At 35.6% G+C, this 1,720-nt stretch carries 2 protein-coding genes; both read right to left on the reverse strand.

Features of this window, described 5'->3' with window-relative positions:
* Positions 1 to 5: 5 nt before the first annotated feature.
* Positions 6 to 878, reverse strand: a complete 873-nt coding sequence (gene ant(6), locus ACI313_RS04870; protein WP_002582178.1) for an aminoglycoside 6-adenylyltransferase — start codon at positions 876 to 878, stop codon at positions 6 to 8.
* Between the two features lie 54 nt (positions 879 to 932).
* On the reverse strand, positions 933 to 1,700 hold the full coding sequence (locus tag ACI313_RS04875; protein ID WP_002582179.1) for a nucleoside phosphorylase: 768 nt from the start codon (positions 1,698 to 1,700) through the stop codon (positions 933 to 935).
* Positions 1,701 to 1,720 lie beyond the last annotated feature (20 nt).

Genomic DNA, 1,720 nt, shown 5'->3' on the forward strand with positions numbered 1-1,720 from the left:
ATTTGTCAATACCTATTACCATAAAGATATTTATTTGAAATTCTCTTTTGTGTTTCCAAATATTTTGTAACGTTTTCATCATAATCAGGATAATTATAACCAAGTGAATCTGCCACTTTTTTAGATATTTTTTTGAACAAACATAGACACAAATCAAACGATTTCCACATTTCTTCATACGAACTCATTGAATATGTATTTAGTAAGTTATCCCACAATTCTTTTGAAATATGCTTATCTAAAAATTTATAGTTTTTACCCAAACTGAAATTAAATCCTTTTTCAGTACCGACATACCAACTAATCATCCTAAGAAGCTCATGACGTAATACTTCATTCATATGGTCTATTGCAAATAGTATTTCACCACGAAGTAAGCCCTTGGATACATATGTTGCAACATTCCAAAATTCGTTACAACAGTCATCAAACTTTCTTTCTGTTGGACACTTAATGTAATAATCTTCATCTGTGGGAACTATTTCTGTTTTAATCATATTATCTTTATCTAACATGATTTTTACAAGTTTATCGCGAGTAAGATACTCCTCAAGCATTGAAACAGGTAACAAAGTTAAATCAATCTTTACACCATCATCAAAAAGCATTATATAAGAAAATCCTTTTTCTTCTGGAGGAAATAATTCCATATCTTCAGGTTTTTGCATCATAATTCTGTTACCAAAAACACTAAGCCAGTCATCGCTTTTCAAAAATTCTCCCATATCTATAACAAAAAAAGTAATATCATAATCTTGAAGATTGTCTTTTGGTATATTAACATTAGTGCGAGACCCCTCAAGAGTTACAATTCTAATTCTCTCATCTTGAAAAGCAAAATTCAAAACTAAATCGTATATTTCTTTTTCAGTCCTCATTTCATTCACCTCAATAAAATTATATCACAAAAAAAAGATTGATTCTAACTGTTCTTATAATTTGATAACCGCATCAAGGCAGAGCGTAAGTGCATATTCGTATGCATTACCGCCCCAGTTTCTTTCGTCGTATTTGTCAACATCTGCAAGACTGTCTGCGGTATAAAGTATCATACCCCAGGTTGCCCCTCTGAAATCAGCACAGGCCGCCAGAGCAGAACATTCCATTTCTACAACTGCACAGCCTTCACTTTTGCGATAAGCCACCTTTTCTTTGGTTTCACGGAAAAATCCATCCGTTGACCAGGTTATAACCTCCTGATATTTCATACTATGCTCAAGAATGGTTTCTTCAATTGCTTTTCTTGCCTTCTCGCTGATTTCCACAAATCGAGAAGGGGGCGCATAGTGATAAGATGTTCCCTCATCACGCAGAGCCTTGTTTGGTACGAGGAATGTACTTTCGGGGAACTTTTCCAGAGCACCGCAACTACCTGCCGAGATTACCTCTCTTACACCATAACCAATCAGCCAATCAAGTATCTGTGTGGCTGCTGCCGCACCAACGGGTGCTTGACAAAGCACAATGTCCTCACCCTTGTATTTGGTGATGTAAATGGGATAATGCTTCGTTGCACTCTCAAAAGTGGATACCTGTTTGGTATCACTTTTACTGGCATATTCATCTATGTAAGCACCAAGAAATGCGAACACACATTTCTTGGGTAAGTTCAAACCAAGATTTTCATGAGTGGGATTAAGAACTGCTGTCTGCTCTGTATCAAACTCCAAAATCGGTATTTCGTTTTTAATAATAGCCATACTATCTCTCCGTCAAATTC

The organism is Floccifex sp., assembly GCF_051873495.1.
In the GTDB taxonomy this organism is placed as follows: domain Bacteria; phylum Bacillota_I; class Bacilli_A; order Erysipelotrichales; family Erysipelotrichaceae; genus Floccifex.